Genomic DNA, 26,207 nt, shown 5'->3' with positions numbered 1-26,207 from the left:
CTCGTCTAGTTGAGCCATATTATGTCAGATCAAGATTGCATCATTATCGCTATCGCAGGGGCTTCCGCCTCAGGAAAAAGCCTTATTGCCTCCACCATTCATAAAGAACTTCGTGATGAGCTAAGTTGCGAAGACATTGGCATTATTTCCGAAGATAGCTACTACAAAGATCAAACCCACCTTGCTTTTGAAGAGCGTATTAAAACCAATTATGACCACCCAAATTCAATGGATCGTGATTTGTTGTTACAACATTTGCGCGCCTTAAAAGCAGGGCAGGCGGTAGATATTCCCGTTTATAGCTATGTGGAACATACGCGCACGGGCGAAACCACTCATTTCAAACCGAAAAAAGTGATTATTTTAGAAGGCATTTTGTTGCTCACGGACGAACGCATTCGCCAAGAAGCGAGTATTTCAGTATTCGTGGATACGCCGTTAGATATTTGTTTTATCCGCCGTTTAAAACGTGATATGGAAGAGCGTGGGCGTTCTTTGCAATCGGTGGTGGATCAATATCGTGCTACAGTGCGTCCAATGTTCTTACAATTTATTGAACCGTCTAAACAATATGCCGATATTGTTGTTCCACGCGGTGGGAAAAACCGTATTGCAATCAATATGTTAAAAGCACAAATTAGACACCTGCTGAAAAGCAAATAGGGGGCAAAATGAGATTGTGTGATACCGACATTGAACGTTATTTAGATGAAGGCATTATCAGCTTAACGCCGCGCCCAGATAACGACAAAATCAATGGTGCGACCGTTGATGTGCGCTTGGGCAATTCTTTCCGTGTGTTTCGTGAGCATACCGCACCTTACATTGATTTAAGCGGACCTAAAGAAGAAGTTTCTGCGCAACTTGAAGCGGTAATGAGCGATGAAATTCTCATTGATGATGGCGAAGCCTTTTTCCTTCACCCTGGTGAACTGGCACTTGCCACCACCTTTGAGGCGGTATCCTTGCCTGCTAATATTATCGGCTGGCTAGATGGGCGCTCTTCCCTTGCGCGATTAGGCTTAATGGTACACGTTACGGCACACCGTATCGATCCGGGTTGGAATGGGCGCATTGTATTAGAATTTTACAATTCAGGAAAACTTCCCTTAGCATTACGTCCTAAAATGGTGATTGGCGCGCTCAGTTTTGAAGTACTGAGTGGTGAGGCGAGCCGTCCTTATAACCGTCGTCAAGATGCCAAATATAAAGATCAACAAAATGCGGTGGCCAGCCGTATTGATAAGGATAAATAAACAATGAAAAAGAAAGCACTATGGCTAATCGCACTGTTGTGCGTGGGGCTGTGTTTTCTTTTTTGGCAGAAATCCCGCTTAACAGCGCAGATTTCGGAACGCCTTGCGCAACAGCATATCCAAGTGGCAAAAGTGGAAAGCCAGCTTTTCCCCACTCAATTATCCTTACATAATGTTAAGTTCCAACAAAAAGCGCGGTGGTTTTTTTTCGAAAAAATTGTGCTTGAGCTCAATCCCACAGCATTGCTCGGCGGTGATCTTAAGCTCAATGAAATCCAGCTACATAACGGAAATATTGGCAACTCCCAATGGCAAAGGCTAAATTTTAGCCTAAAACCCACCGCACTTTCTTGGCAGGACATTGCCCATTTACTCAATGCCTTACCACAAAATGCCCCATTGAATTTACAGAAACCAGTGCAAATGGCGTTCAGCGCGCAGGCAACACGCGTAGCAAGCCAGATCCAGTTGCAAGGCAATGTGCAACTTTCTCATAATGGCTTAGTGTTTGAACAACTTACAGGGCAATGGCAGTTTGAACGCCCCCTTTATGGTGATGTGAAAACAATGGCGCTGCAGTTAAAACAAGGGCATTTACGCAATGAAATGGAAGGCGAAACGAACCACTATCAGCTTGATTTCACGGATTTGAGCATTAACCAAGTTCCCTTTTCTCAAGGCAAAATTCTGCTTGAATTTCAACCGCACTTTATCAATGGTAAACTTACCTTAGCAGCGCAAGGAAATGTTGATTTCCAATTTTATCAACAACCCGATCGCGTTCAGTTTTCCGCACAAAATATCGCTATAGAACAATGGCTTGCCTTGTTTAAGTTGCCGGTGCTAGCAACGGGACAGGCGCAATTAAAAGGGGAAGTGGCACTTGTTGATCAACAAATTGAGCAAGGGCAGGCCAGCTTACAAATCGCCAATGGTAAGGTGAAAAATGTGAATTTGTTAGCCATTGTGGCACAACGTTTGCCGATTAATTATGATGCGGAACAATTGCAAAATATGGATTCCCCCTTTGAGCAGCTTAATGCGCAATTAATCTGGGATCAGCAAAAAATGCAATGGCAGAATTTACAATTGCGCGATCCTTATTTTCAACTCGTGGGTGAAGGCTCGGTGGAGCAAGCTAGCCAACAATGTGATTTTCTCGTTAATCTCAATTTGCGTGAGAAAAAATATCAAAACTTCCGGTTGCCATTACATTTTTTCGGTGATTGTTATTCGCCTCAATATAAAATTGAGTCCACTCAAGGCTTAAAAAAACAACTCAAAGATTTATTCAAACAACGCTTTTCTCGCTGAGTAAAATCTAAACTTCTGTGCTAGAATAGCCAGCTTTTTTGCTAACCCTAATTTAAAATGTTATCTCCCAAAATTGTTCGCCGTGTAAAATTATGGCGTGTTATTTGTATGGCGTTTTCCGCCTTTATTTTTAACACCACTGAGTTTATCCCTGTGGCGTTGCTTTCCGATATTGCCGAAAGTTTCCAAATGCCAGTTAGCCAAACTGGACTAATGATCACCATTTATGCGTGGATTGTTTCCTTGCTCTCCTTGCCTTTTATGCTGCTCACCGCGAAATTAGAACGACGTAGTTTGTTGATTAAGTTGTTTATGCTCTTTATTGTGAGCCATATTTTGTCTTGTGTGGCGTGGAGTTTCCAAGTGTTGCTGATTTCTCGTATTGGTATTGCCATTTCTCATTCGGTATTTTGGGCGATCACCGCTTCGCTCACCGTTCGCCTTGCGCCAAAAGATAAAAAAGCACAAGCGCTCGGCCTGTTAGCAATGGGCAGCGCCTTGGCTATGGTGTTAGGCTTGCCGTTAGGGCGTATTATCGGCCAATGGCTTGGTTGGCGCACCACCTTTGGCGTGATTGGCGTAGTGGCATTTATCGTATTGATTTTTCTGTATAAATTATTACCGCACTTAGTGAGCAAAAACGCCGGCACATTAAAAAGTGTCCCGCTATTATTCAAACGTCCGCTGTTGGTGGGGTTATTTGTTCTCACCGCCATTGTGATTTCTGCCCATTTCACCGCATACAGCTATGTTGAACCTTTTATGATTCAAGAAGTGAGCATCGCCCCAACGGAAACCACCTTGATTTTATTGCTGTTTGGCTGCGCAGGAATGATCGCCAGTATGCTATTTAGCCGTTTTCACCGCGTTGGGCCAGCAAAATTCCTGCTGATTGCAATGGGTAGCCTTGCCCTTTCACTCTTTGCTTTAGTGCTATTAAAAGGCCATTCCTCCTTTACTTATCCGTTGGTGCTATTGTGGGGCATTGGCATTGCAAGCATTGGCTTGAGCTTGCAAATTCGCATTTTACAACTCGCGCCAGATGCCACGGATGTTGCAATGGCGATTTTCTCAGGCATTTATAATATTGGTATTGGCGGCGGCGCATTGCTCGGCAACCAAGTAATGCAACATTTGGGGCTGTCTTATATTGGAATGGTGGGCGGTATTTTTGCCTTGGTTAGCATTATGCTGTTTTTGGCGATTCATCTACGCTATCGGCATTTACCGCTACAAGCCGTGCAATAATGAAGTGCGGTGGAAAAATAGAAAGTTTTTATGTGGGTAATAAAAAAGGCGATATTAAATCGCCTTTATTTTTATTATAGCTAGACAAAGTCTAGCTATAAAAACCATACGCTATGCGTATGGAATCAAAGAGCTTAAGCGGTGAACAGAATAAAAAAGTCCTCCTATAATGAATAAGGCTGACAACCAAAATTCAGAATATAGGAGGATAAGTCATGGCAAGTAAATCCAATGACGATTCAAGTCTATCACATACAAGATGGAACTGTAAGTATCATATTGTCTTTATTCCGAAGTATAGAAGAAAGGCAATTTATGGAAAATTACGAGTAGATATAGGCGGTATTTTAAGGCAGTTATGTACTTACAAAAATGTAGAAATCCTAGAAGCACATGCGATGAAAGATCATATTCATATGTTAGTCAAGATCCCCCCGAAATTGGCAGTATCGAGTTTTATGGGTTATCTGAAAGGGAAGTCATCGCTAATGATATTCGAAAGACATGCGAATTTAAAATATAAGTATGGAAGTCGGAATTTTTGGGCGAAAGGGTATTATGTAAGTACAGTGGGTCTAAATACGAAGGTAGTAGAAGAATATATCAGGAATCAAGAGAAGGAAGATATGATTTCAGATAGTTTATCGAAGAAAGAATATGTAGACCCCTTTAAGGGGTAATCCATAGAGTTATTGTGCGGTTGTCAGTTTTTCACATGCCCTTTGAGGGGCATGTGAAGTCCTAGGCCCTTATAGGGTAGCCTAAAAACCGCACGTTTTACGTGCGGATTGTTATTTTTTTAGATTTCTTAATAAATTTCATCAAACGTTTACGCTTACGCAGCTGATTTGGCGTGAGTTTATTGCGTTTGCCCGAGAATGGATTGCTGCCTTCTTGGAAAATCAAACGAATTGGCGAGCCAATAATTTTCAGGCTACGGCGGTAATAGTTTGATAAATAACGTTTATAGCTATCTGGCAAGCGGTCAATTTGGTTACCGTGTACTACAATAATTGGCGGATTATAGCCACCAGGGTGAGCGTATTTCAATTTAATACGGCGACCGCTAACCATTGGCGGTTGATGTTCATCTGTTGCCATTTGCAGAATACGCGTGAGCATTGAAGTCGTCATTTTTTGCGTAGCGCAAGCATAGGCTTCTTTAATTGAATCAAAAAGATTGCCTACACCGCTGCCGTGCAAGGCAGAAATAAAATGGACGCGAGCAAAATCAATGAAGTCTAAACGGCGATCTAATTCTGATTTCACGCGATCTTTGACTTCTTGATCTAAGCCGTCCCACTTGTTCACCACAATCACTAAAGAACGCCCTGCATTGAGAATAAAGCCGAGCAAGGAAAGATCTTGATCGGAAATGCCTTCACGCGCATCAATGGTGAGTAGCACCACATTGGCTTCTTGAATGGCTTGTAAGGTTTTGATCACAGAGAATTTTTCTACCGTTAAATGCACTTTTCCCCGTTTACGTACGCCCGCGGTGTCGATAATGGTGTAATGCTGACCATCACGTTCCATTGGAATGGAAATACTATCACGTGTTGTGCCGGGGAGATCGTAAACCACCACGCGATCTTCGCCTAAAATGCGGTTAGTGAGGGTGGATTTCCCTACGTTCGGGCGGCCTACAATGGCAATTTTGATGTTTTGCTCTTGTTCGCTTTCTTCTTCCGCAAGGGCTTCATCTAATAGCTGGCCATCTTCTTCGTTGTTGAAATCAAATTCGTGATCCCATTCATCTTCCTGATTTTCTTCGTTATTTTGCACCGCACTTTGGTTTTGCTCAGCCTCTTTTTCAGCATTTTGTTCAGCAAGTGGCGCAAGCACTTGTTCCATTAAGGCATTCACGCCACGGCCTTGCGAGGCGGCGATTTGTACCACTTCGCCTAAACCAAGCTGATAAAATTCCGCACAATGAGAATCTGCATCAATACCGTCTGTTTTATTGGCAACCAGCACGGTGGTTTTATTTTGGCGTTGGCGTAAATATTGGGCGATGCCAATGTCGGCGGAAGTCAGCCCTGCGCGTGCGTCCACCAGAAATAACACGATGTCAGCTTCTTCAATGGCAAGCAAGGATTGCTCTGCCATTTTTTCTTCTACGCCTTCTTCTGTGCCGTCAATACCGCCAGTGTCAATCACGATAAAATCATAGCCAGCAATATTGGCTTGGCCATATTTGCGATCGCGAGTTAAGCCGGGGAAATCGGCTACAAGGGCATCACGGGTGCGCGTTAGGCGATTAAATAAAGTGGATTTTCCCACATTTGGGCGACCCACAAGGGCAACTACGGGAGTTGTCATAAAAACCTCTATATTCGTTAGGGCAAATTTTCTTTCACAGCAAAAGCAAAGTGCGGTGAAAAAATAATAAGTTTTTTGTAAAATTGGCTAATTATAGCGGATTTTGCCCTTAATGAGAAATGACTTCTCAGACTGGCTAAAGGCTAACCATAAGGAAGTATTTTTAGCGAAATGTTAAAATTTTTTGTGATCGTTGTCATAATTTCTTAACAAATGTTTTACTAAAACGTTTAAATCAGCATAGAATGGCGCTCTCATTTAAGTCATAACATTAATTATTGATGGAGTAGTTTGTATGGCTCTTTTTCTTAGTATTTTTCCTATTGTTTTATTAATTTATTTAATGGTAAAACGCAATGCGTTGCCATCTTATGTTGCATTGCCGTGGATTGCGGTAGTGGTCTTAATTATTCAATTTATTTTCTTTGGCACAGATATTGCTATCGTGAGCGCCAATGTAACAGCCGCATTGGTGGCGGTTCAAACACTAATTACGGTAATTTTCGGTGCGATTTTATTTAACCGTTTTTCTGAAATCTCAGGTGCAACGAATACGTTGCGTAAGTGGTTAGGTAATATTAATCCAAACCCTGTTGCACAAATTATGATTATCGGTTGGGCATTTGCCTTTATGATTGAGGGCGCAAGTGGCTTCGGGACACCAGCAGCGATTGCTGCGCCGATCTTAGTGGGCTTAGGCTTCCCACCATTAAAAGTGGCAATGCTTGCCTTAATTATGAACTCTGTACCCGTTTCCTTTGGGGCGGTAGGGACACCAACTTGGTTTGGTTTCGGCCCATTAAATTTAACGGATAACCAAATTCTTGAAATTGGTTCAATGTCAGCGCTTATTCACTCTTTTGCCGCATTAATTATTCCATTAATGGCGTTACGTTTAATCGTAGGCTGGAGCGAAATTCGTAAAAACCTTGTGTTTATTTATATCAGTATTTTCGCTTGTGTTGTACCTTATTTCTTATTGGCTCAAGTGAACTATGAATTTCCATCATTAGTGGGTGGTGCAATTGGTTTATTGGTGTCTGTGTTTGTAGCAAATAAAGGCATTGGTTTAGCCAAAGTAGAAAATAACCTTGACGATAATGCAGTAAGCACAGGGCAAGTAGTGAAAGCTTTATTGCCAACAGGGTTATTAATTGCGATTTTAATTGTGACACGTTTACAACAATTGCCATTCAAAGCAATGATGAACGATGCGACAACTTGGTTTAGCGTACAATTAGGCTCATTAGGTTTATTTGAAATTAGCCACGGTTTAATTTTCAGCTTAAAACAAATTTTTGGTACATCGGTGAATGCAAGCTATAAATTGCTTTATGTGCCAGCATTAATTCCATTTGTGGTAACGGTATTAATTTCAATCCCATTATTCGCATTATCGGCAAGCAAAACCAAAGATATTTTTATGGGCAGCTTAAGACAAACTCGCAACCCATTCTTAGCCCTTGTTGGTGCATTAATTATGGTGAACTTAATGCTTGTGGGCGGCGATAATTCAATGGTGAAAATCATCGGTAGAAGTTTTGCGGAAGCCACAGGCGAATATTGGACATTATTTGCGTCTTACTTAGGTGCGGTGGGTGCGTTCTTCTCTGGTTCAAACACCGTTTCTAACTTAACCTTTGGTAGTGTTCAGCTTTCCACTGCGGAAATTACTGGTCTTTCTGCAACCCTTGTTCTTGCCTTGCAATCTGTCGGCGGCGCAATGGGGAATATGGTGTGTATCAACAACATCGTTGCGGTAAGCTCGGTATTAAATATTGATAAACAAGAAGGCACAATCATTAAGAAAACCATCGTTCCAATGATCGTTTATGGTATTATTGCCGCACTTGTTGCACTCTTTATTATTCCACTTTTCTTTAACGTTTAGTGTGAATTATTACAAATCAGGCAGAGGTAACTTTGCCTGATTTCTCATTTCTATTTGATTATGTTGGAGTAATTTATGAACGTAAATTTTTACGTTACTTGTATCGCTGATGTGGTAAAAGCAGGCGTTGCAAAAAACACCGTATTATTACTAGAAAAGCTTGGCTGTAATATCGTTTTCCTTGAAAAACAAGGTTGCTGCGGTCAGCCTTCCCTGAACAGTGGTTATACCAAACAAGCCTTAGCTGGAATGAAAAACTTGGTAGAAACCTTTGAAGTCAATGATTATCCGATCGTTGCCCCTGCGGGTTCTTGTGTTTACGCGATTAAAACCTACCCTGAATATTTTAACCGTTTTAATGAGCCAGAATGGGCAGAGCGCGCGCAGAAAGTGGCCGATCGTTTTTATGATTTAACGGATTTTATCGTCAATAAATTAGGCGTAACCAATGTGGGCGCGACTTTAACAGGAAAAGCGGTATATCACCCATCTTGTAGCTTAAGCCGTAAATTAGGCATTGTGAATGAGCCTTTAACCTTATTACAAAATGTGAAAGGGCTAGAATTATTGCCAATTCACAACCAAACAACCTGTTGCGGTTTTGGTGGAACATTCTCGGTGAAAATGGCGGAAATTTCTGGCGAAATGGTAACGGAAAAAGTGGAACATATCACGGAAGTTCACCCTGATTATTTAATTGGAGCTGATGTCAGTTGTTTGCTCAATATTGGCGGACGTTTAAGTCGTGAAGGCAAAAAAGTGAAAGTGATGCACATTGCCGAAGTATTAATGCAGGAGGGAAAATAAGATGTCATTAAAAACCAGCAATCTTGCATTTAAAAAACGTGTGGATAATGAAATTCACAACGATATTATGCGTAAAGCCATTGTAATGGCGCAAGAACGCATCGGCACAAATCGCCAAAAAATGGTGGACGAGCTTGGCCATTGGGAAGAATGGCGTGATGAAGCAAAACATATTCGTAACCACGTTTTAGCTAATCTTGATGCCTATTTATATCAATTAAGCGAAAAAGTGACGGAAAATGGCGGAAAAGTGTATTTTGCCGAAACCGCAGAAGATGCCACCAATTATATTCGCCAAGTTGCTCTTGAGAAAAATGCCAAAAAAATCGTGAAATCTAAATCAATGGTAACCGAAGAAATTGGTATGAACGAAGTGCTGGAAGCCGAAGGTATCAAGGTGATTGAAACGGATTTAGGGGAATATATCCTACAAATTGCCGGGGATCGCCCTTCTCATATCGTGGTGCCAGCCATTCACAAAGATCGCCATCAAATTCGTAAAGATTTACACGAAAAATTAGGCTATGACGGCCCAGAAACGCCAGAAGCAATGACCTTGTTCATTCGTGAAAAAATTCGTCAAGATTTCTTAGAAGCAGACATAGGCGTGAGTGGGTGTAACTTTGCTGTGCCTGAAACAGGTAGCCTTTGCTTGGTTACCAACGAGGGAAACTTACGTCTTGCTACCACCGTGCCAAAAACGCACATTGCAGTAATGGGAATGGAGCGTATTGCACCCACTTTTGAAGAAGTGGACGTGTTAATCACAATGCTTGCCAGAAGTGCCGTAGGGGCAAAATTAACCGGTTATAACACTTGGCTCACTGGCCCACGTCTTGCGGGTGAAACGGACGGCCCTGAAGAATTCCATTTGGTTATCGTGGATAACGGACGCTCTAAAATTCTTGAAAGCGAATTTAAAGAAGTGTTGCGTTGTATTCGTTGTGGTGCGTGCTTAAATACTTGTCCAGCTTATCGTCAAATTGGTGGACACGGCTATGGCTCAATTTATCCTGGCCCAATCGGATCGGTGATTTCACCATTATTAGGCGGTTATGAAGACTTCAAAGAATTGCCGTATGCCTGCTCGTTATGTACTGCCTGTAACTCCGTTTGCCCAGTGAAAATTCCATTGGCACAGCTCATCTTAAAACACCGTGAGCATATTGCCCAAAGTGGTATGACACCAACCGCAGAGCGTTTATCTATCTTTGGTTTCAACTTTGCCAACTCTCACCCAACCTTATGGAAAGTGGGCGTGAATGTGGGTGCGAAAGTGGCAAGCAAATTCATCAAAAATGGTAAAGCACCGCTTGAATTTGGCGCATTGGCCGAATGGACAAAAGCGCGCGATCTGCCAAGTGCTGATGGCGAGAGTTTCCGTGAATGGTTTAACAAAAGAGAGGCAAAATAATGGACGCACAAAATAGAGAAAACTTCCTAAACAAACTTGCGGAAAGAATGGGGCGTCCACGCCAGCTTGTGCCAGAGCCAATGCCTGCGCCGCTAAATGATTACGCTACAACGCGTTTAACCGATCTTGATCCGCAAGCCTTATGCCAAACTTTTATTGAATCGGCAAAAGCAATGATGGTTGATGTGATCGAAACCAATGAAGCGGAAGCAAAAAGTGCGGTGCTTTCTGCCTGCGAAAAATATGGTGGTGGGCCAATTATCCTTACAGGCGATGAACGCTTAGCGCAACTTGGCATTACGCAAGATGTACAAGCCAATTATGATGCAGATATTTGGTTACCGCAAAATGGCGATGAAAACTTAAAACACGCAGAACAAGCCAATATCGGCATTAACTATGCAGAATATGGCTTGGCTGAATCAGGTGGTGTCGTGCTATTTTCAGGCAAAGACAAAGGCCGTTCAGTGAGCTTATTGCCAGAAAAATCCATTGTTGTGGTGCGTAAAAGCCTTGTTTTACCGCGAGTGGCACAGCTTGCCAAAATTCTGCACGACAAAGCCGTGTTAGGGGAAAGAATGCCATCTTGCGTAAACATCATCTCAGGCCCAAGTTCCACCGCGGATATTGAGCTAGTTAAAGTGGTCGGTGTACACGGCCCAACAACCAAAGTGTATGTGGTGATTGACGATCTTGCTTAATCGCGAGTGATCGATGATAACAAGCCGAATGGATTTCCGTTCGGCTTTTTTGTTTAACCTGAGTTTGAGGTTTAGTAAAGATTGCTTTAGAAAAAATGGGGAAGAATAGCAGAGTTTGTAATAAGAAAAGTGCGGTGGAAATTTGCTAAAAATTTAACAAAAAACCACCGCACTTTTTATTAGGAATAATCAGAATTAATGAGTGCTTGTGCTAGTTGTTGTACGGCTAGCGCGTTTGCGTTCCATTTCAGTGAGTAATTTCTTACGAATACGCACTGATGTTGGGGTAACTTCCACTAATTCGTCATCATCAATAAATTCAATGGCTTGCTCAAGAGAGAAACGCACAGGCGTGGTTAGCGCAATCGCATCGTCTTTTCCTGAAGCACGCATATTGGTGAGTTTTTTCCCTTGTAAGCAGTTTACCGTTAAATCGTTTGAACGGCTGTGAATACCGATGATTTGTCCTTCATACACTTCCACACCGTGATCGATCATCAGCTTACCACGTTCTTGTAAGCCCCATAGCGCATAAGCAAGGGCTTTGCCCGTACCGTTAGAAATCAACACACCGTTTTTGCGCTGACCGATTTCACCAGGTTTTACATCGTCATAATGGCTGAATGTGGAGTAGAGTAAGCCTGTTCCTGAGGTCATTGTCATAAATTCATTACGGAAACCGATTAAACCACGGCTTGGGATAATGTATTCTAAACGGGTGCGTCCTTTGCCGTCTGGAATCATATCTTTCACTTCACCTTTGCGGATACCCAAGGCTTCCATTACCGCACCTTGATGTTGTTCTTCAATATCAATGGTTACTTGCTCGAATGGCTCTTGTTTGCGACCGTCTTCTTCTTTAAAGATAACTTTCGGACGCGATACCGCAAGCTCATAGCCCTCACGGCGCATATTTTCGATTAATACAGAAAGGTGCAATTCACCACGTCCTGAAACACGGAACTCATCTGGGTTTTGGGTTTCTTCTACACGCAATGCTACATTATGCACAAGTTCTTTGTTTAAGCGCTCTAAAATTTGGCGTGAAGTGACAAATTTCCCTTCTTTACCACAGAATGGAGAAGTATTTACGCAGAAGAACATCGTTACCGTTGGTTCATCAACACTTAAGGCAGGCAAGGCTTCTACATTATTTACATCACAAATGGTGTCAGAAATATTGAGTTCGCCTAAACCGGTGATCGCCACAATATCACCCGCTTGCGCAAGATCTTCTTCATAGCGTTGTAAACCTAAATGACCTAACACTTGACCGATTTTGCCGTTGCGTGTTTTGCCTTCGCTATCAATAATGGTTACCGCTTGGTTTGGTTTTACTGTACCACGTTTGATACGACCAATCCCGATTACGCCTACATAGTTGCTGTAATCAAGTTGAGAAATTTGCATTTGGAATGGCGCATCAAGTTCCACTTTTGGCGGCTCAACGTGTTGTACAATAGCTTCAAATAATGGCGTCATATCTTGTGCCATATCTTCGTGTTCTAAGCCAGCCACACCATTTAACGCAGAAGCGTAAATAATAGGGAAGTCGAGCTGTTCGTCTGTGGCGCCAAGATTCACGAATAAATCGAACACTTGATCCACCACCCAATCAGGGCGTGCGCCGGGTCTGTCCACTTTGTTAATTACCACGATAGGTTTTAAGCCGTGAGCGAAAGCTTTTTGCGTTACGAAACGGGTTTGTGGCATTGGGCCGTCAAAGGCGTCCACCACTAACAATACGCTATCCACCATAGAAAGCACGCGTTCTACTTCACCACCAAAATCGGCGTGTCCTGGGGTATCTACAATATTTATACGGTAATCGTTCCAGTTAATTGCGGTATTTTTTGCAAGAATGGTAATGCCACGTTCTTTCTCAAGATCATTGGAATCCATCACGCGTTCGTCAGCATCTGCACGGCTTGCTTCAAGGGTGCCTGACTGCTGTAATAATTTATCAACAAGCGTGGTTTTTCCGTGGTCAACGTGAGCAATAATTGCGATGTTACGCAATTTGTTAATATCAATGGTATCTGTCATTTGAAAAGTCTTTTGTTATCAATAATGATGTTTGAATAATGTGCAATGTTGTTAGCAAGATTGCACGAAAAGGTTGCAGATTATACAACGTTTTGCCACGTTGAGCTATGAATAATTGGAAATAAGTGGATTTCTATCTTTTGGAGAGAATTTCGTAAAGTGCGGTGTAAAAATTCCTGATTTTTTTACCGCACTTGAGTGAAATTAAAATCACGCTCGCCCCTTGAATTTTGCAGGTGATGTGATATTTTAGCCAGCGTGCATTAAGCACACAGCATCTCAACTCTAGCAATCATATTTATGAGGATTATCACTATGTCAAATGAAGCGGCCGTTGCCAATGTGTTTAAGTTAATCGAAGAAAATGACATTAAGTTTGTTCTTCTTCGCTTTACCGATATTAAAGGAAAAGAGCACGGCGTATCCTTACCTGTTAACCTAATTGATGAAGATTTATTTGAAGACGGTAAAATGTTTGACGGTTCATCGGTGGAAGGTTGGAAAGCCATTAATAAAGCAGATATGTTGTTAATGCCAATCGCTGAAACCGCCGTAGTAGATCCTTTCGCACAAATCCCAACCTTATCCCTTCGTTGCAGTATTTATGAACCAACCACAATGCAAAGCTATGATCGCGATCCGCGTTCTATTGCGATCCGAGCAGAAAATTATATGCGCTCAACAGGCATTGCAGACGATGTGTTTTTCGGCCCAGAACCTGAGTTTTTCTTATTTGATGATGTTCGTTTTGGCTCGGCAATGAATGGCAATTCTTATGTGGTCGATGATATTGAAGGCGCGTGGAATACCAACAAAATTTATGAAGGCGGCAACAATGGTTATCGTCCACTTACCAAAGGCGGTTACTGTGCGGTTGCACCAAATGATACCGCGCACGATATTCGTTCAGAAATGTGCTTATTGCTAGAAGAAATGGGCTTGGTGATTGAAGCGCACCACCACGAAGTGGCCACCGCAGGACAAAATGAAATTGCCACCAAATTTAACTCGCTCACTTTAAAAGCGGACGAAACGCAAATTTATAAATATGTGGTGCAAAATGTGGCGGCAGAACACGGCAAAACTGCCTGCTTTATGCCAAAGCCTATCACTGGCGATAACGGCTCAGGAATGCACTGTAATATGTCCTTAAGCAAAGACGGCAAAAATATTTTCCAAGGGGATAAATATGCAGGGCTTTCTGAAACCGCACTTTACTACATTGGCGGGATCATCAAACACGCTAAAGCCTTGAATGCCTTTACTAACCCTTCAACCAACTCATACAAACGCTTAGTACCGGGTTTTGAAGCGCCTGTATTATTAGCTTACTCAGCAAGCAACCGCTCTGCATCAATCCGTATTCCAGCGGTAACTAGCCCGAAAGCGATTCGTATTGAAGCGCGTTTCCCTGATCCAATGGCAAACCCATATTTAGCTTTCTCGGCATTATTAATGGCAGGCTTAGATGGTATTGTGAACAAAATTCACCCAGGCGATGCCATGGATAAAAACCTGTATGATTTACCGCCAGAAGAATTAAAAGAAATTCCAGCCGTAGCAGGATCATTGGAAGAAGCATTAAACGCATTGGAAAAAGATTACGAATTCTTAACCCAAGGTGGCGTGTTCAGCAAAGAATTTGTTGATGCCTTTATTGCGATTAAACGCAAAGAAGTGGAACGCTTAAATATGACCCCACACCCAGTGGAATTTGAAATGTATTATGCGTAAAAGCAAATAGTGCTTAACAGTAAATAAAAAAGAGCGGTTGAAATGATCTGCACCCCAAAAGTTGGACTAAACAACCAATTGATTAAGGTGCAGATTTTTTATGACTAAATATACTCAACGTTTCAAACAACAAGTGCTCGACTTTTATCATCAAAATGGAAAAAACCGTTCGCTTACTCGCCAGTATTTTCAGCTTCCCCAAAGCACGTTAGCACGTTGGATTGCGAAATTTAATCATAATGGAATCAATGGATTAGCTGTGTTAGGTAAAAAACGATATTATTCTGTTGAGTTTAAATTAAAGGTTATTCAAGCTATCAAAAAAGGCCAGTGCTCCGCTGAAGCCGCCTGCTTTCGCTTTGATATCCCCAGTTCAGGGATAATTAGTCAATGGTTGCAACGCTTTGAAAAACAAGGTATAGATGGGTTATTACTCAAACCTAAAGGTCGTCCAAGTATGAAACTCAACTCACCTAAAATGCCACCAACGCCCAAAACAGAAGAAGAACGCTTGCGTTACCGAATTTTGGAATTAGAAGCGGAGAATACAATGCTAAAAAAGTTGCAGGAACTCAACCAACAAAAAATGCAGAAAAAGCCGTCATCGTAAATGCCTTACGCTCGCGTTTCCCGTTGGAATTGTTACTCAGGCTAATCGGATTGGCACGCAGTTCGTTCTTTTATCATCTCAAGCCAAAGTCGGATAAAAATGTAGCGATTTCACAGAAAATAGAGGAAATTTATCGCAAAAATGACGAAAATTATGGTTATCGTCGAATTACCTTGGAATTAAGGAAATACTTGATTATCAACCACAAAAGGGTGCAAGCGATAATGCAACGTTTGGGGTTAAAAGGAAAAAGTAAGCAGAAAAAATATCGTTCTTACCAAGGCAAAGTGGGACAAATTGCCGATAATCTGTTGCAACGGGATTTTACGGCAACGATGCCGAATGAGAAGTGGGTAACGGATATCACCGAGTTCAAATGTGCGGAAGGCAAAGTGTATTTATCGCCGATTAAAGACTTGTTTAATAACGAAATTATTGCTTATAATGTGGCGAGAAGTCCGAATTTTGAGCAGATAACCAGAATGTTGACCCAGGCGGTGAACCGATTAGCGGGGGAAAAACCGATACTGCATTCCGACCAAGGATGGCAGTATCAAATGATGAGTTATCGGGAGATATTGAAAAAATACGGTATTAAGCAAAGTATGTCGAGAAAAGGCAATTGCCTTGATAATGGTGCGATGGAAAGCTTTTTCGGGCGATTGAAGACGGAATGTTACTTTGGCAAGCGGTTTGAAACCTTTGAACAGCTTGAAAAAGTGATTCACGAGTACATTCATTACTACAACAATGAGCGTATTCAAGTGAAGCTCAAAGGACTAAGCCCTGTGGAATACAGAACTCAGTCCTTGAATTAAATTAGAATATAGTCTAACTTTTTGGGGGCAGATCAGAAAAATCGCTCTTTTTTAGTTATCAATCAGATTAAGCTTTCACCCCTAAATTCCCAATTTTTACGCCTAAGAATCCTAGCGCCACAGGATCAAGATATTCGCCTAAAAATTTGAATAATTCGGTTAAATCAGTAAAAGTGCGGTTGATTTTTACTTGATCTTCCACTTTGCGAGTGAATTCGTAAGTGATCTTTTCCCCGTCAATATGGGCATCAAGGGTGATATAAATTTTCTCAAAAAAATGACTGTGTGCGCCTTCCTCACCGGGATCGCTAATTCGTACGTTCCATTCGTTGCTAAATAAACATTCTGTTCTGATTGACATAATGACTTCCTCTATTTGCTATTTTTGTTAAGAAAAACCCGATTATAAAATCTCTGTTGCCAAAAACTTGATAATCGGGCTTTTCAAAATATTTCCCTTGATGTTTCGCTTTTCGCTGATAACTGCCTTTGCCTTTTCGTTTCTTTTCAATGCGTTGGCGAAATAATTTGTCGGATAATAATGCCTGAATGGCGTTATCTCGGATTGTCCCTTTGTTGTGCTGATAGGTGGTGCAACCTTGCACGTCAGCAACGGGCGCAAAAGATTTTTTCTTTTTCATCATTGCCTCTCAATAAATAAAATGGGTAAAAATAATGCCCGCTCAATGATTATGGCGGAGCGGGCGTTATTATAGCGAAGAAATTATAAAATTGCTAAAACACTTTCTGGCGGACGGCCAATTTTGGCTTTTTCGCCGTTTACCACAATAGGACGCTCAAGCAAAGCAGAATGCTGTGAAATAGCTTTGAGCAACTGTTCTTCGGTGAGATCAGGATTATCAAGCTGCAAAGTGCGGTATAAATCGTCCTTAGTTCTCATCATTTCTCGCACGCTGTTAAGCTGTAACTTTTGCGCAAGCTGTTGTAAGAACTCAACGGAATATTGCTTTTCTAAATAAAGCTCGATCTCTGGCTCAATCCTCTGCTGTTGCAATAAGGCAAGGGTTTCGCGGCTTTTGGAACAACGTGGGTTGTGATAAATTTTAACAGTCATAGAAAATTCCTTATATTAAATCAGTCTCATTTTACCTTATAATCAGCACAAATTCTCGCCGAAAGGAGCTTTTATGTTAGAAATGTTGAAAAATTGGTATAAGCGCCGATTTAGTGATCCGCAGGCAATGGCATTACTCGCCATTTTGCTGTTTGGCTTTATCGCCATTTATTTTTTCAGTGATTTACTTGCGCCGTTATTGGTGGCCATCGTACTGGCTTATTTGCTGGAAATGCCAATCCGCGTGTTAAATGAAAAACTCAAATTCCCCCGCTTACTAGCCACCATTTTAGTGCTTGGCGGCTTTATTAGTATTGTGCTGATTATCGCGCTGGTACTCATTCCGACACTGGTTAATCAAACTATTAACTTGTTTAGCGAATTGCCACATATGTTTAATTCGCTCAATGATTGGCTACTTTCCTTGCCCGAGCATTACCCTGAAGTGGTGGATTACCAAATGATCGACAGCTTCTTCACCAGCGTGAAAAGCAAAATTTTAGGCTTTGGTGAATCAGCGCTCAAACTTTCAATTTCGTCCATTATCAGCCTTGTAAGCCTAGGTATTTACGCTTTCCTTGTGCCATTAATGGTATTTTTCTTATTGAAAGATAAACAAGAATTACTCACTTACATCAGCGGATTTCTGCCACGCAACCGCAAACTGGCTGATAAAGTATGGCAAGAAATGCAAAAACAAATCGCCAATTATATTCGCGGCAAAATTATTGAAATTTTGGTGGTTGGGGTGATTACTTATGCAATCTTCCTCTTTTTCGATCTGCGCTATGCCTTGTTGCTTGCCGTTGCCGTGGGGCTATCCGTGCTAGTGCCTTATGTGGGGGCGGTGTTAGTCAGCATTCCCGTGGCGTTAGTGGCAATGTCGCAATTCGGCATTACACCGACTTTCTGGTCATTAATCGCCGCATATGTGATAAGTCAAATTTTAGACGGAAACTTGCTTGTGCCATTTTTATTCTCTGAAGCGGTAAACCTTAATCCGCTGACCATTATTGTCGCCGTGCTGATTTTCGGTGGATTATGGGGCTTCTGGGGCGTGTTCTTTGCGATCCCTCTTGCAACCTTAGTCAAAGCCGTAGTGCATTCTTGGCCTTCCGATGAAAGTGCGGGACAAAATTAAGGGATTTTTATCTCAAAAACGCCCATACAAAAGTGCGGTGAAAATTTTTTGACTTTTTATTTGCATAGTTATGCAAAAAACATTAATATTATTTCAACTTTAAATTTAGAGCTAACAACAAAAATGACCATTAGTGTAAAAAATCTCAATTTTTTCTACGGTTCATCGCAAGCCCTGTTTGACATTAACTTAACGGCGGAAGATGGCGATACCGTGGTTTTATTAGGACCAAGTGGTGCGGGGAAAAGTACGCTGATTCGCACCTTAAACTTATTAGAAGTGCCAAAGTCTGGTGAGTTGGTGATTGCCAACAATAAATTTGATCTTTCTGCGGCAACGGCAAATCCAAAACAAATGCGTCAATTACGCCAAGATGTAGGAATGGTGTTCCAACAATACAATCTATGGCCGCATTTAACTGTTATTGAAAATTTAATCGAAGCGCCCGTAAAGGTGCTTGGATTAGATAAAGAAACGGCGAAAAAACAAGCCCTTGAATTGCTTGCCCGTTTACGTTTAGAAGAATTTGCTGATCGCTTTCCATTGCATCTTTCTGGTGGACAGCAACAGCGTGTGGCGATTGCCCGAGCATTAATGATGAAACCGCAAGTTTTATTATTTGATGAGCCAACCGCCGCACTCGATCCTGAAATTACGGCGCAAGTGGTGTCCATTATTCAGGAATTACAAGAAACAGGCATTACCCAAGTGATTGTTACCCACGAAGTTTCTGTGGCACAGAAAGTGGCGACCAAAGTGGTGTATATGGAAAAAGGCCATATCATCGAAATGGGCGATGCAAGCTGTTTTATGCAGCCTAAAACGGAACAATTTAAACAATATTTATCTCATTCACATTAAGGAATTACACAATGAAAAAATTACTTTTAGCAACCCTTTTAGCCAGCTCAGCGGCAATGGTACAAGCGCAAGACATTACTTTTGCCACCGAACCAAGCTATCCACCATTTGAATTAACCAATGAAAAAGGCGAAATCGTAGGTTTTGATGTGGATATTGCTAACGCAATTTGTAAAGAAATCGAAGCCACTTGTCATTTCAAAAGCCAAGCTTTTGACGCGTTAATTCCAAGCTTAATTAAAGGCCGTGGGTTTGATGCCGCAATTTCTGCTATTGATATTACCGAAGCACGCGCAAAACAAGTGGCATTCAGCCAACCTTACTACGAAAGCTCAGCAAGTTTCATCGCAGTAAAAGGCAAAGCAGATTTAGCTACGGCGAAAACCGTGGGCGTGCAAAATGGGACAACTTACCAACAATATGCTAACGCAGAAGCCAAACAATACACAGCAAAATCTTACGCAAGCCTGCAAGATGCGATTCTTGACTTAAAAAATGGGCGTATTGATTTGATCTTCGGTGATACTGACGTATTGCGTGATATGTTCGAGAAAAACCCTGAATTAACTTTCGTGGGCGAGCGTGTTACGGATAAACGTTACTTCAACAACGGCTTAGGTATCGCGGTAAATAAATCTAACACTGCGTTAGTAGAAAGCCTAAACAAAGGTATCGAAGCCATTAAAGCAAACGGCGAATACCAAAAAATTTACGACAAATGGATGACTAAATAATCGCTATGTTTGTGGATTATCTTCCTTTAATGTACACCGCAACCCTAATGACCTTAGAGTTAGCGGTGTGTTCCTTATTATTAGGGCTTATTTTATCGCTCATTTTTGTAAGCCTAGAAATGAGCAAATGGCAATTCGTGCGTAAACCGAGCGCCGTTGTCATCACCCTTTTGCGTGGCTTGCCTGAAATTTTGGTGGTTTTCTTAATTTATTTTGGCATTCCTGAAGTGTTGGAATTAATCACTGGAAAATATTTGGAACTTAGCCCATTCTTTTGTGGGGTGTTGGCGTTATCCATTATTTTTGCCGCCTATGCTTCGCAATCCTTGCGCGGTGCCATTCAAGCCATTCCCCTTGGGCAATGGGAATCAGGCGCGGCCCTTGGTTTAAGCCGTAGCTATACCTTTTTGCATATCATTATGCCGCAAGTTTGGCGACACGCTTTACCGGGCTTGAGCAATCAATGGTTAGTGTTATTAAAAGATACAGCCCTCGTTTCATTGATTGGGGTACACGATTTAATGCGTCAAGCAGAATTAATTAACACCAGAACCCACGAACCTTTCACTTGGTATGGCTTTGCTGCACTAATGTATTTAGTGATTACGCTTATCAGCCAAGTACTAATCCGTAAGCTCGAATGGCGTTTTACCCGCTTTGAAAGAGGAGTGGAATAATGATTCACGATTATTTCATCACCATCGCACAGGGGATTCCAACAAGCCTATTGCTTACGGTTTCTGCGCTCTTTTTTGCGTTTATTTTAGCCATTGCTTTAACCTTTATTCTTGCAATGGAAAATAAACTGCTAAAAAGTGCGGTGAATATTTTCCTAACTTTATTCACTGGCACACCACTATTAGTGCAATTCTTCTTAATTTATTACGGCCCAGGACAATTCCAATGGATCGTAGAAAGCCCCGCGTGGGCACTATTGTCTAATGCGTGGTTTTGCGCAATGCTCACCCTTGCGCTAAACAGTGCAGCTTATTCCACACAATTATTTTACGGCGCAGTGAAAGCGATCTCAAAAGGACAATGGGAAAGTTGTGCTGCACTTGGCTTAAGCCGTTGGCAAACGCTGAAAATCTTAATTCCTTATGCCTTAAAACGCGCCTTGCCATCTTACAGCAATGAAATTATTTTGGTATTTAAAGGCACATCGCTTGCTTCAACCATTACCATTTTAGATATTATGGGCTACGCAAGACAGCTTTACGGCACAGAATATGATGCACTCACCATTTACGGCATCGCAGGTGTCATCTACCTTGCCATTACAGGCATCGCCACATTATTACTACGCAAACTAGAAAATAGAGTGTTGGTGTTTGAAAGATTGGAAGTGGAGCGTTCTTAGTATTTAAATAGTAAGGGATAAGATATTTTTTATCCCTTAAATTTTGTTGAGAATTACCTGAAAACAATATGATTGCATAAAAAAATCGCCCGATAGCTAAGGGCGATTTTTTATAATCTAAACTACTAATTGGAGAAATTATAAACTTTCCGTGAAAGTACGAGTGATTACATCACGTTGTTGTTCTGGGGTTAATGAGTTAAAACGTACTGCATAACCAGAAACACGGATAGTTAATTGTGGATATTTTTCAGGGTTTTTCACCGCGTCTTCTAAGGTTTCACGGCGTAAAACGTTTACGTTTAAGTGCTGACCACCTTCAACTTTTACTGTTGGGGCAACATCAACTGGTAATTCACGATATTCGATTTGACCTAATTCGCTTACTGCTACGATTTGATCTTCTGCGAAATCACCTTTTGCACATAAACAACGTGCTTCACCTTTTTCACTGTCTAATAACCAAAATGAATTTAATAAGTTATCATTTGCGGCTTGAGTGATTTGGATACCTTTAATCATAAGAACTCCTAAATTTGTTTGTTAATTAATCATAAGTTGGTAGGAATTTTATCAAAAAATTTGACCAATTCAATTATTTTGATATGGATCAGATTGAATTTATCAAACAAAAATAGCGAAATTGATACATATCAAAAATAAAATAAATTTATCATCTTGAATTTAACAATTACTTAACATTTTTATAAAGATTAATTAAACATTAAATTGGAATAGAGGCTGTTAATTTGAGGTGAGGTTCTTTATAATCTTAGCCTAGGTTTAACGCTGAGGAAAACAAAATGAAAACGTGGAAAGATGTGATTGGTGGCGAGAAAAGCCAGCCTTATTTTCAGCAAATCTTACAACAAGTCCAGCGTGAAAAAGCGGCGGGCAAAATTGTCTATCCGCCGAGCAATGAGATTTTCAATGCCTTCAAATTAACCGAGTTTGATCAAGTGAAAGTGGTGATTTTGGGGCAAGATCCTTACCACGGGCCAAACCAAGCGCACGGTTTATCTTTTTCGGTGAAACCCGGTATTGCGCCACCACCCTCGTTAGTCAATATTTATAAAGAATTAGCCAATGATGTGGGCTTTCAAATTCCTCAGCACGGTTATTTAGTGAGCTGGGCAGAACAAGGTGTACTGCTGTTAAATACGGTTCTAACCGTGGAACAAGGCAAAGCCCATTCCCATTCAAATTTTGGTTGGGAAACTTTTACCGATCGGGTGATTGCCGCCTTAAATGAACAACGCGAAAATCTTGTTTTTCTCTTATGGGGCAGCCACGCGCAGAAAAAAGGGCAATTTATTGATAGACAAAAACATTGCGTGCTAACTGCGCCGCACCCTTCGCCCTTATCTGCACATCGCGGATTTCTCGGTTGCAAGCATTTTTCGCAAACGAACGCCTATTTACAACAGCATCAATTAGCGCCGATAGAATGGCAACTGCCCTTAACGCTTTAAAGAATTTATAAGGATTTCATTATGTTAGCAATTATCTCTCCCGCTAAAACTCTTGATTTTGAAAGTGCGGTGGAAAAATTTGACGTTTCTCAACCTGATTTAACGGAATATAGCGAACAGCTGATTGGTATTTGTCGTCAGCTTGCGCCACACGATGTCGCCTCTTTAATGTCCATTAGCGATAAATTAGCCGCATTAAATGTGGCGCGTTTTGCGCAGTGGAATCAGGATCACAATGAACAAAACTCGCGCCCTGCGATTTTTGCGTTCAAAGGTGATGTTTATACGGGGCTAGATGCCGCGCATTTATCCCGTGATGATATTTTATTCGCCCAGCAGCACTTGAGAATGTTGTCGGGCTTATATGGTCTGCTACGTCCTTTGGATTTAATGCAGCCTTATCGTTTAGAAATGGGAACAAAATTAGCCAACCCGAAAGGCAAGGATTTATATCATTTTTGGGGCAATATTATCACCGCGGCGGTGCAACAAGCTTTGGATCAGCAAGGGGATAATGTGTTGGTCAATCTTGCCTCCGATGAATACTATAAATCCGTTAAGGAAAGCGAGTTGAAGGCGCATATTGTAAAACCAGTCTTTTTAGATAATAAGAATGGTAAATATAAAGTGATCAGCTTTTATGCGAAAAAAGCGCGCGGTTTAATGTGTCGCTACATCATTCAAAATCGTCTCACTCAAGTGGAACAATTAAAAGATTTCGATCTCGGTGGCTACTGGTTTGACGCCACTTCATCAACGGAAAAGGAATTCGTGTTTAAACGTGATTTAAGTGAATAAAATGAAACAATGGATTGAAAGAAACCAAAGTGCGGTGCAAAAAATTGCCGTTTTTCTCACCGCACTTATTTTGACGGCTTGTAGCACTTCACCGCAATTAGCGGTGTCTGAGGTAATTGACCACAGTGGACAAAGCTATTATCTTGCTTCGCAACAAGATTTAGGCACTATTGCTCGTTACGTTTATGTACCAAAAGGCGAAACTGCCGAACAGTGGCATAGTGCGATTGAACTGTTGCAAGATAGAAATTGGCAGCAGCGAACCTTGGAGGAGCGCATTGTCTTACGCAAACGGGTTTATCGTAATACTGGCGTAGAGCATTTTGATATTTATAGTAAAAAAAATGAGCTGTTTGCCTTTGTGATTTACGATCCAACTGAACAAAATCCCGATTGGCAGGTAAACGTGGCTCGGGGTAAAGAGATTCCATTTTGCGGTTTTGTGCAATATCAATATTCCGTGAAAATTGCCAAAGATCGCAAATTAATGAATATGAAACACAACCGCGTAATTCGTTATTTGAAGAAATATGTGGTGGATAAAGAAATGCAGAAATTAAACAATGGGCATTTCACTTGGAGCTGTAATCCTTAATGCAAGAAGTCTATTCCAAACAGGTGAAACGGGCGGCAAATTGTGCCATTTTCACCGCGTTGCTGTTAATTTTAATCAAAGGTTTTGCCTGGTGGAAAACGGATTCCGTCAGTATGCTTGCGTCCATTACGGATTCCACGCTGGATTTATTGGCTTCTTTTATGAATATGCTGATCTTGCGTTTTGCCCTAATGCCAGCGGATCACAACCATTCTTTTGGACACGGCAAAGCGGAATCACTTGCTTCACTTATTCAAAGTGCGTTTATTTCTGGTAGTGCGATCTTCCTTTTATTACAAGGGATTTACCGTTTAACTTCACCGCAGCCGTTAAATCAAACCTATCTCGGCATTATGGTTACGCTGTTTTCTATTGTGGCAACGTTGCTTCTGGTGCTGTATCAAAGCCATATTATCAAGCAAACCGATAGCCCTGCGATTAAGGCGGATCGCTTGCACTATCAAACGGATTTGCTGATGAATATTGCCATTTTATGTTCCTTAGGGTTGAGCTTATGGGGTGTGCTGTGGGCTGATGCAGTTTTTGCAATTGTGATCGCCTTATATATTTTATTTAATGCGGGTCAGATGTTTTATGATGCGATTCAATTGCTGCTCGATCAAGCTTTACCGCCAGAAGAAATTACGCAAATTGAACAGGTGATTCAATCGCAGCCGAATATTTTAGGCTTTCACGATTTGCGTACACGCCGTTCAGGGGCAATTCGCTTCATTCAATTTCATTTAGAACTCGATGATCATCTCTCTTTCGTGGAAGCGCATCAAATTACCGATCATCTTGAACAGCGTTTACGCCGATGTTTTCCCCGTGTGGATATAGTAATTCATCACGAACCTACCAGCGTGGTGCAGATTGAACAAGCTCAAGCTGATAGCTTACAGCCAAATAATTAACCTAAATCAAAATGTGATAGGATTCACAAAATTTTTCTAGAGCAGGTTTTGCGAATAGTGTAAGCTACGCACAGTTTTTATATTATTAACTTTGAATAAAGGTATTAACGATTATGATTAAAAAAATTGCCGTATTAACAAGTGGTGGGGACGCCCCAGGAATGAATGCTGCGATCCGTGGCGTGGTTCGTTCAGCCTTAGGCGAAGGCTTAGAAGTTTATGGTATCTATGATGGCTACCACGGGCTTTATAACAATAAAATCAAGCAATTAACACGTTATAGCGTATCAGATATTATTAACCGCGGCGGAACATTCCTTGGTTCAGCACGTTTCCCAGAATTTAAAAAACCAGAAGTGCGGGCGAAATGTGCAGAAATTTTACGTTCCCACGGTATTGATGCGCTCGTTGTTATCGGCGGAGACGGTTCTTATATGGGGGCAAAATTGCTTACCGAAGAACATGGCTTCCCTTGCGTGGGGATCCCCGGCACTATTGATAATGATGTGGCTGGAACGGATTATACCATCGGCTATCAAACCGCATTAGAAACCGCCGTAACGGCCATTGACCGCTTGCGTGATACATCAAGCTCGCACCAACGTATTTCAATCGTGGAATTAATGGGCAGACATTGTAGCGACTTAACCATTTCTGCGGGGATTGCAGGTGGCTGTGAATACATCGTAGCGTCTGAAGTGGAATTTGATCGTGAAGCGTTAATTCAACAAATCGAACGTAGTATTTTGAGAGGTAAACGCCACGCAATCATTGCAATGACAGAGCATATTTGTGATGTGAATGAGTTAGCCAAAGAAATTGAAGCCCGTGTAAAACACGAAACTCGCGCAACCATTTTAGGGCATATCCAACGTGGTGGTACACCTTGCGCCTTTGACCGTATTTTAGCTTCACGTATGGGTGTTTATGCGGTAGATCTGCTTTTACAAGGCAAAGGCGGCTACTGCGTGGGAATCCAAAATGAACACCTTGTTCACCACGATATTATTGACGCAATCAACAATATGCGCCGTGAATTTAAAGCTGACTGGCTCAAAATGGCAGCGCGTTTGGATTAATTTGCTATTATCAATAA

At 41.5% G+C, this 26,207-nt stretch carries 27 protein-coding genes; 21 read left to right on the top strand and 6 right to left on the bottom strand.

The window, feature by feature from the left end; genetic code table 11:
• Positions 1-21: 21 nt before the first annotated feature.
• The 5 genes from udk (at position 22) to tnpA (ending at position 4,498) form a co-directional block, all read left to right on the top strand.
• Positions 22-663 (top strand): uridine kinase, encoded by a 642-nt coding sequence (udk, locus tag ELZ61_RS09915; RefSeq protein WP_103853449.1) that lies wholly within the window; start codon positions 22-24, stop codon positions 661-663.
• 8 nt (positions 664-671) lie between these two features.
• Positions 672-1,256 (top strand): dCTP deaminase, encoded by a 585-nt coding sequence (gene dcd, locus ELZ61_RS09910; RefSeq protein WP_126373325.1) that lies wholly within the window; start codon positions 672-674, stop codon positions 1,254-1,256.
• Between the two features lie 3 nt (positions 1,257-1,259).
• Positions 1,260-2,570: a hypothetical protein gene (locus tag ELZ61_RS09905; protein ID WP_126373323.1), complete on the top strand. Its 1,311-nt coding sequence runs from the start codon at positions 1,260-1,262 to the stop codon at positions 2,568-2,570.
• Between the two features lie 57 nt (positions 2,571-2,627).
• A complete protein-coding gene (locus tag ELZ61_RS09900; RefSeq protein WP_126373321.1) occupies positions 2,628-3,818 on the top strand; it encodes a sugar transporter in 1,191 nt (396 codons plus the stop codon).
• Positions 3,819-4,033: 215 nt separating this feature from the next.
• Positions 4,034-4,498, top strand: a complete 465-nt coding sequence (tnpA, locus tag ELZ61_RS09895; protein WP_126371153.1) for an IS200/IS605 family transposase — start codon at positions 4,034-4,036, stop codon at positions 4,496-4,498.
• Positions 4,499-4,595: 97 nt separating this feature from the next.
• On the opposite strand, the gene der is transcribed toward tnpA, so the two are convergent.
• Entirely contained in the window at positions 4,596-6,140 is a 1,545-nt protein-coding gene (der, locus tag ELZ61_RS09890) for a ribosome biogenesis GTPase Der (protein WP_126373319.1), read from the bottom strand.
• Between the two features lie 295 nt (positions 6,141-6,435).
• Between der and ELZ61_RS09885 the strand changes: the two genes are divergently transcribed.
• The 4 genes from ELZ61_RS09885 to ELZ61_RS09870 all read left to right on the top strand — a co-directional run bounded on the left by ELZ61_RS09885 (position 6,436) and on the right by ELZ61_RS09870 (position 10,953).
• On the top strand, positions 6,436-8,031 hold the full coding sequence (locus tag ELZ61_RS09885) for a lactate permease LctP family transporter (RefSeq protein WP_126373317.1): 1,596 nt from the start codon (positions 6,436-6,438) through the stop codon (positions 8,029-8,031).
• Between the two features lie 75 nt (positions 8,032-8,106).
• Positions 8,107-8,838 carry a (Fe-S)-binding protein gene (locus ELZ61_RS09880; protein WP_126373315.1) on the top strand — a complete coding sequence of 244 codons (732 nt, stop codon included), beginning with the start codon at positions 8,107-8,109 and terminating at the stop codon, positions 8,836-8,838.
• 1 nt (position 8,839) lies between these two features.
• Positions 8,840-10,252 (top strand): LutB/LldF family L-lactate oxidation iron-sulfur protein, encoded by a 1,413-nt coding sequence (locus ELZ61_RS09875; protein ID WP_103853442.1) that lies wholly within the window; start codon positions 8,840-8,842, stop codon positions 10,250-10,252.
• The gene (locus ELZ61_RS09870) at positions 10,252-10,953 is read left to right on the top strand and encodes a LutC/YkgG family protein (RefSeq protein WP_126373312.1); all 702 of its coding nucleotides are present in this window, start codon (positions 10,252-10,254) and stop codon (positions 10,951-10,953) included. Before ELZ61_RS09875 ends, ELZ61_RS09870 begins: the two co-directional genes overlap by 1 nt.
• Positions 10,954-11,148: 195 nt before the next feature.
• On the opposite strand, the gene typA is transcribed toward ELZ61_RS09870, so the two are convergent.
• On the bottom strand, positions 11,149-12,999 hold the full coding sequence (gene typA / locus ELZ61_RS09865; protein ID WP_103854982.1) for a translational GTPase TypA: 1,851 nt from the start codon (positions 12,997-12,999) through the stop codon (positions 11,149-11,151).
• A 315-nt stretch (positions 13,000-13,314) separates the two neighbouring features.
• Between typA and glnA the strand changes: the two genes are divergently transcribed.
• A complete protein-coding gene (glnA, locus tag ELZ61_RS09860) occupies positions 13,315-14,733 on the top strand; it encodes a glutamate--ammonia ligase (RefSeq protein WP_126373310.1) in 1,419 nt (472 codons plus the stop codon).
• Between the two features lie 100 nt (positions 14,734-14,833).
• Positions 14,834-16,161, top strand: a protein-coding gene (locus ELZ61_RS09855) for an IS3 family transposase (protein ID WP_126372225.1) whose coding sequence is annotated in 2 segments (ribosomal slippage) — positions 14,834-15,284 and positions 15,284-16,161 — 1,329 coding nt in all. Because the reading frame shifts where the segments join, the coding sequence is not laid out codon by codon here.
• 67 nt (positions 16,162-16,228) lie between these two features.
• On the opposite strand, the gene ELZ61_RS09850 is transcribed toward ELZ61_RS09855, so the two are convergent.
• The 3 genes from ELZ61_RS09850 to arsC all read right to left on the bottom strand — a co-directional run bounded on the left by ELZ61_RS09850 (position 16,229) and on the right by arsC (position 17,236).
• Positions 16,229-16,522: a DUF5377 domain-containing protein gene (locus tag ELZ61_RS09850; RefSeq protein ID WP_103853438.1), complete on the bottom strand. Its 294-nt coding sequence runs from the start codon at positions 16,520-16,522 to the stop codon at positions 16,229-16,231.
• Entirely contained in the window at positions 16,494-16,805 is a 312-nt protein-coding gene (locus ELZ61_RS09845; protein ID WP_103853437.1) for an alternative ribosome-rescue factor A, read from the bottom strand. The genes ELZ61_RS09850 and ELZ61_RS09845 overlap by 29 nt, the downstream gene beginning before the upstream one ends.
• A gap of 80 nt (positions 16,806-16,885) precedes the next feature.
• Positions 16,886-17,236 (bottom strand): arsenate reductase (glutaredoxin), encoded by a 351-nt coding sequence (gene arsC, locus ELZ61_RS09840; protein ID WP_126373308.1) that lies wholly within the window; start codon positions 17,234-17,236, stop codon positions 16,886-16,888.
• A 73-nt stretch (positions 17,237-17,309) separates the two neighbouring features.
• Between arsC and ELZ61_RS09835 the strand changes: the two genes are divergently transcribed.
• The 5 genes from ELZ61_RS09835 (at position 17,310) to artM (ending at position 21,332) form a co-directional block, all read left to right on the top strand.
• Positions 17,310-18,377: an AI-2E family transporter gene (locus tag ELZ61_RS09835; RefSeq protein ID WP_103853435.1), complete on the top strand. Its 1,068-nt coding sequence runs from the start codon at positions 17,310-17,312 to the stop codon at positions 18,375-18,377.
• A 123-nt stretch (positions 18,378-18,500) separates the two neighbouring features.
• A complete protein-coding gene (gene artP / locus ELZ61_RS09830; protein WP_126373306.1) occupies positions 18,501-19,238 on the top strand; it encodes an arginine ABC transporter ATP-binding protein ArtP in 738 nt (245 codons plus the stop codon).
• Positions 19,239-19,249: 11 nt separating this feature from the next.
• The gene (locus ELZ61_RS09825; protein WP_126373304.1) at positions 19,250-19,972 is read left to right on the top strand and encodes a lysine/arginine/ornithine ABC transporter substrate-binding protein; all 723 of its coding nucleotides are present in this window, start codon (positions 19,250-19,252) and stop codon (positions 19,970-19,972) included.
• A 5-nt stretch (positions 19,973-19,977) separates the two neighbouring features.
• Complete coding sequence (artQ, locus tag ELZ61_RS09820; protein WP_126373302.1) at positions 19,978-20,649, top strand: arginine ABC transporter permease ArtQ; 672 nt, start codon at positions 19,978-19,980, stop codon at positions 20,647-20,649.
• Complete coding sequence (gene artM / locus ELZ61_RS09815; protein WP_103854706.1) at positions 20,649-21,332, top strand: arginine ABC transporter permease ArtM; 684 nt, start codon at positions 20,649-20,651, stop codon at positions 21,330-21,332. The genes artQ and artM overlap by 1 nt, the downstream gene beginning before the upstream one ends.
• 138 nt (positions 21,333-21,470) lie before the next feature.
• Here the strand turns inward: artM and grcA are convergent, their stop codons facing one another.
• Complete coding sequence (gene grcA / locus ELZ61_RS09810; RefSeq protein WP_126373300.1) at positions 21,471-21,854, bottom strand: autonomous glycyl radical cofactor GrcA; 384 nt, start codon at positions 21,852-21,854, stop codon at positions 21,471-21,473.
• A 281-nt stretch (positions 21,855-22,135) separates the two neighbouring features.
• On the opposite strand from grcA, the gene ung reads away from it, so the two are divergent.
• The 5 genes from ung (at position 22,136) to pfkA (ending at position 26,190) form a co-directional block, all read left to right on the top strand.
• Positions 22,136-22,804: a uracil-DNA glycosylase gene (ung, locus tag ELZ61_RS09805; RefSeq protein ID WP_103854708.1), complete on the top strand. Its 669-nt coding sequence runs from the start codon at positions 22,136-22,138 to the stop codon at positions 22,802-22,804.
• Positions 22,805-22,825: 21 nt separating this feature from the next.
• Positions 22,826-23,602, top strand: coding sequence for a peroxide stress protein YaaA (gene yaaA / locus ELZ61_RS09800; protein ID WP_126373298.1), 777 nt, complete (start codon positions 22,826-22,828; stop codon positions 23,600-23,602).
• 34 nt (positions 23,603-23,636) lie between these two features.
• Positions 23,637-24,197 (top strand): hypothetical protein, encoded by a 561-nt coding sequence (locus tag ELZ61_RS09795; RefSeq protein WP_197717482.1) that lies wholly within the window; start codon positions 23,637-23,639, stop codon positions 24,195-24,197.
• On the top strand, positions 24,197-25,111 hold the full coding sequence (locus ELZ61_RS09790; protein ID WP_126373294.1) for a cation diffusion facilitator family transporter: 915 nt from the start codon (positions 24,197-24,199) through the stop codon (positions 25,109-25,111). The genes ELZ61_RS09795 and ELZ61_RS09790 overlap by 1 nt, the downstream gene beginning before the upstream one ends.
• A 113-nt stretch (positions 25,112-25,224) precedes the next feature.
• On the top strand, positions 25,225-26,190 hold the full coding sequence (pfkA, locus tag ELZ61_RS09785) for a 6-phosphofructokinase (protein ID WP_126373292.1): 966 nt from the start codon (positions 25,225-25,227) through the stop codon (positions 26,188-26,190).
• The last annotated feature ends 17 nt before the right edge of the window (positions 26,191-26,207 follow it).

The organism is Avibacterium volantium, from assembly GCF_900635775.1.
Taxonomy (GTDB): domain Bacteria; phylum Pseudomonadota; class Gammaproteobacteria; order Enterobacterales; family Pasteurellaceae; genus Avibacterium; species Avibacterium volantium.
Note: the sequence above shows the minus strand (reverse complement) of the source record. Positions and strands in the feature narration are given on the sequence as shown.

Coding starts and splice junctions, on each gene's coding strand:
- ELZ61_RS09900 (WP_126373321.1), top strand. CDS start 2,628: ATGTTATCTCCCAAAATTGTTCGCCGTGTAAAATTATGGCGTGTTATT.
- der (WP_126373319.1), bottom strand. CDS start 6,140: ATGACAACTCCCGTAGTTGCCCTTGTGGGTCGCCCAAATGTGGGAAAA.
- yaaA (WP_126373298.1), top strand. CDS start 22,826: ATGTTAGCAATTATCTCTCCCGCTAAAACTCTTGATTTTGAAAGTGCG.
- typA (WP_103854982.1), bottom strand. CDS start 12,999: ATGACAGATACCATTGATATTAACAAATTGCGTAACATCGCAATTATT.
- ELZ61_RS09885 (WP_126373317.1), top strand. CDS start 6,436: ATGGCTCTTTTTCTTAGTATTTTTCCTATTGTTTTATTAATTTATTTA.
- udk (WP_103853449.1), top strand. CDS start 22: ATGTCAGATCAAGATTGCATCATTATCGCTATCGCAGGGGCTTCCGCC.
- pfkA (WP_126373292.1), top strand. CDS start 25,225: ATGATTAAAAAAATTGCCGTATTAACAAGTGGTGGGGACGCCCCAGGA.
- ELZ61_RS09850 (WP_103853438.1), bottom strand. CDS start 16,522: ATGTCAATCAGAACAGAATGTTTATTTAGCAACGAATGGAACGTACGA.
- dcd (WP_126373325.1), top strand. CDS start 672: ATGAGATTGTGTGATACCGACATTGAACGTTATTTAGATGAAGGCATT.
- ELZ61_RS09835 (WP_103853435.1), top strand. CDS start 17,310: ATGTTAGAAATGTTGAAAAATTGGTATAAGCGCCGATTTAGTGATCCG.
- ung (WP_103854708.1), top strand. CDS start 22,136: ATGAAAACGTGGAAAGATGTGATTGGTGGCGAGAAAAGCCAGCCTTAT.
- ELZ61_RS09845 (WP_103853437.1), bottom strand. CDS start 16,805: ATGATGAAAAAGAAAAAATCTTTTGCGCCCGTTGCTGACGTGCAAGGT.
- ELZ61_RS09790 (WP_126373294.1), top strand. CDS start 24,197: ATGCAAGAAGTCTATTCCAAACAGGTGAAACGGGCGGCAAATTGTGCC.
- ELZ61_RS09870 (WP_126373312.1), top strand. CDS start 10,252: ATGGACGCACAAAATAGAGAAAACTTCCTAAACAAACTTGCGGAAAGA.
- artQ (WP_126373302.1), top strand. CDS start 19,978: ATGTTTGTGGATTATCTTCCTTTAATGTACACCGCAACCCTAATGACC.
- glnA (WP_126373310.1), top strand. CDS start 13,315: ATGTCAAATGAAGCGGCCGTTGCCAATGTGTTTAAGTTAATCGAAGAA.
- ELZ61_RS09875 (WP_103853442.1), top strand. CDS start 8,840: ATGTCATTAAAAACCAGCAATCTTGCATTTAAAAAACGTGTGGATAAT.
- arsC (WP_126373308.1), bottom strand. CDS start 17,236: ATGACTGTTAAAATTTATCACAACCCACGTTGTTCCAAAAGCCGCGAA.
- artP (WP_126373306.1), top strand. CDS start 18,501: ATGACCATTAGTGTAAAAAATCTCAATTTTTTCTACGGTTCATCGCAA.
- artM (WP_103854706.1), top strand. CDS start 20,649: ATGATTCACGATTATTTCATCACCATCGCACAGGGGATTCCAACAAGC.
- tnpA (WP_126371153.1), top strand. CDS start 4,034: ATGGCAAGTAAATCCAATGACGATTCAAGTCTATCACATACAAGATGG.
- grcA (WP_126373300.1), bottom strand. CDS start 21,854: ATGATTAAAGGTATCCAAATCACTCAAGCCGCAAATGATAACTTATTA.
- ELZ61_RS09905 (WP_126373323.1), top strand. CDS start 1,260: ATGAAAAAGAAAGCACTATGGCTAATCGCACTGTTGTGCGTGGGGCTG.
- ELZ61_RS09880 (WP_126373315.1), top strand. CDS start 8,107: ATGAACGTAAATTTTTACGTTACTTGTATCGCTGATGTGGTAAAAGCA.
- ELZ61_RS09825 (WP_126373304.1), top strand. CDS start 19,250: ATGAAAAAATTACTTTTAGCAACCCTTTTAGCCAGCTCAGCGGCAATG.